The sequence below is a fragment of the Snodgrassella sp. CFCC 13594 genome, from assembly GCF_001590725.1.
Lineage (GTDB): Bacteria > Pseudomonadota > Gammaproteobacteria > Burkholderiales > Neisseriaceae > Snodgrassella.
Window position 1 is genome coordinate 1 of record NZ_LQXR01000045.1, and the last position, 2396, is coordinate 2396.

3 protein-coding genes and 2 pseudogenes are annotated in these 2396 nt (G+C 39.7%); 3 read left to right on the plus strand and 2 right to left on the minus strand.

The annotated features are described in order from the left end of the window. Window positions 1-203 precede the first annotated feature (203 nt). Window positions 204-728, minus strand: a complete 525-nt coding sequence (locus A2F46_RS11495; RefSeq protein ID WP_066570589.1) for a rhodanese family protein — start codon at window positions 726-728, stop codon at window positions 204-206. Between the two features lie 23 nt (window positions 729-751). Next, entirely contained in the window at window positions 752-1066 is a 315-nt protein-coding gene (locus tag A2F46_RS11500) for a helix-turn-helix transcriptional regulator (protein WP_066570591.1), read from the minus strand. Between the two features lie 119 nt (window positions 1067-1185). Between A2F46_RS11500 and A2F46_RS11505 the strand changes: the two genes are divergently transcribed. The 3 genes and pseudogenes from A2F46_RS11505 to A2F46_RS11510 all read left to right on the plus strand — a co-directional run. Beyond that, window positions 1186-1533 carry a carboxymuconolactone decarboxylase family protein gene (locus A2F46_RS11505; RefSeq protein ID WP_066570593.1) on the plus strand — a complete coding sequence of 116 codons (348 nt, stop codon included), beginning with the start codon at window positions 1186-1188 and terminating at the stop codon, window positions 1531-1533. A 292-nt stretch (window positions 1534-1825) separates the two neighbouring features. After that, window positions 1826-1996 (plus strand): annotated as a pseudogene (locus A2F46_RS12175) (integrase core domain-containing protein); the annotation flags it as partial. A 181-nt stretch (window positions 1997-2177) separates the two neighbouring features. Further along, a pseudogene (locus A2F46_RS11510) lies at window positions 2178-2396 on the plus strand (hypothetical protein); the annotation flags it as partial.

Consider the following 2396-nt stretch of genomic DNA (forward strand, 5'->3'; position numbering starts at 1 on the left):
ATTCGTAAAAAAGTGCATTGTGCATTGCGTCAATCAAACCTGTTGCCTAAAGCATCTTTTTGGATACTACTGATGTTTAATGAGTTGGTTAAAACCAAGCAACAATCAGCAACGCAACAAGGAAGATATACAAAATAGGAATACGATCAATATCGTTCACATTGCGTTTTCGATAACTCACTACTCCTCAAGTAGTTTCTAAGTTAATTGTTCCACGGTGCTTTCATTAGTAAGCGAGCCATTCCACAAAATCCAGATAGCCCTGCGAACATTAAGCCGGCACCAATGAATGCTGGTACAACATAGAACCAAGGGGAGAATATTGCACCCATAACAGTTCCCGCTAAAACTAAAAGTCCTGCGGTTATTTGTACTTGCCGTTGTAGCTCAATAGGCTTTTTATCGTCTTTGATCGAAGGCAAGCGCGCCCGCTTCCAACTTTCTAGACCCCCTTCAAGTAAATAGGCTTGGCAAACAACACAACTACTAAGAAATTCTGCATTCATTGACGTTCTTTTGCCAGAGAGGCAATTAAAAATGATTTTATCTGCACAGTTTAAAGACAAGGCTGAAGGATCTTGTTTTAACTGGTCAATAGGTAAATTTAGTGCGCCTGCAATGTGTTCCTTTGCAAATTCGTCTGGCGAACGAATATCAACCAATAAGGCACCGTGATGAATAAGCTCGTTTACCTCTGAAGCGGGTAGAGTTTGTAGATTTGTGGTCATGATTTTTGCCTCCAAATTTTGATTTAAGAACAATATATTTCTTTGAGTGTTGCCATCAATTTCAACACATCTGGGTTATCAATTCGATAATACAAAGTTTGCGCTTCACGTCTGTACGTAACTAATCCTTCTTCTCTCATTTTGGCTAGGTGCTGTGACAAAGCCGAAGGGCTAAGACCAATCATCTGATTTAAAGCACCAGCAGACATTTCTCCTTTGACAATGAGCAAACAGAGCACCAGTAATCTATTTTCATTGCCAACTGCTTGTAACAACGATGCGGCCTGAGTTGCACTCTCTTGGAGATACTCGATTTCAAATTGATCTTCTTGTGGCATGGGATGAATTATCCAAATTATATTTTAGAAAGTACTTAATTTAGAATATACTTAATTAAGTAATATGTAAAATAATATTACGTTCACAATAATCAGATTTATAAAAAAAGGAAGTAGAAATGAGCAAAAAATATACTGAGTTAACACGTGAGATTTCGAGCCAATTAGCCATAATGCACAAAACTCAGCCTGAAACAATGAAGGGCTTTTCAGATATAGGGAAGGCAGCAATGAAAAGTGGGGTATTGGATCCCAAAACAAAAGAGCTGATTGCACTTGCCGTTGGTGTAGCCGCAAGATGTGATGGCTGTATAGGATTTCACACGAAAGCTTTAGCCCGTCTTGGGGCAACTACAGAAGAAGTACATGAGGCATTGGGCGTAGCCATTTACATGGGTGGCGGTCCAGTGGCTATGTACGCTGCAAATGCGGTCTCTGCTTTTCATGAATTCACATCATTAAATTAAATATTGTGGACTAAGGTAATTCAGTCATGCAGGACTTAGGTTGAATGAAAGATACTCAGCAAAAGCTGGGTATCTTAATGTCATCTAAATAATAACTAACTGCTTATTTGAATAATTTCCAGTCAATAGGATGTTGTTAGCTAGTGATGGGAATATAAGCAGAGCTGATGAGCCCACAATTTGCAACTTGCTCGAATGAATTACTTTATTGTCTAATAATCTTTAAATTAGTTCGCTGAGTGGTTTTTTTGTTGCCCATGACGAATATATTGCAATCTGCAAGCCACAATAAAACGTTTATATTGATCGCTATAACCGCACCGTCAGGTATGGATTGTTGAATCAATATTTGTTTAAAAATTTAGAAGACATTCAGGATTGTGCCACCCGTTGGTTATGGTTTTACAATCATGAAAGACCCCATCAGGCCAATGGCGGTAAGCCACCACTGATGACTGTTTGATTCTACTGAAACCTGCCATTAAATATGGGAGGATTACCACTTCATAGGCCTTATTCATATATTGATACTCGCCAGCGCGGTGACTTCTTTTTTTCAGAAATGAAGACCTTAAAGATTTGGGCTTGTATTCCATAGTTACTCGAAATATGATTGCGTTACATATTCAAAAGAGTAAAACATCATGGCAGGTGGTAAGCGCGAAGGTGCCGGACGCAAACCCAAAACAGGCCAGCCAATGGTCGTCAAACGTATCCCGATTAGTCTCGTGCCGGCCATAGATCATTTTATTGGCCAAATGATGAAGACACCCAATATTCAATGCAGTGGCGCCATACCTTTGGATGCGTTCCGGCTGCCTGAAACCCTCAGCAAGTTATCGGTTCCATTGGCTTTAGAAAGC

Bases quoted from the DNA above. Each gene is read 5' to 3' on its own strand.
- A2F46_RS11505 (WP_066570593.1), top strand. From the start codon at position 1,186: ATGAGCAAAAAATATACTGAGTTAACACGTGAGATTTCGAGCCAATTA.
- A2F46_RS11495 (WP_066570589.1), bottom strand. From the start codon at position 728: ATGACCACAAATCTACAAACTCTACCCGCTTCAGAGGTAAACGAGCTT.
- A2F46_RS11500 (WP_066570591.1), bottom strand. From the start codon at position 1,066: ATGCCACAAGAAGATCAATTTGAAATCGAGTATCTCCAAGAGAGTGCA.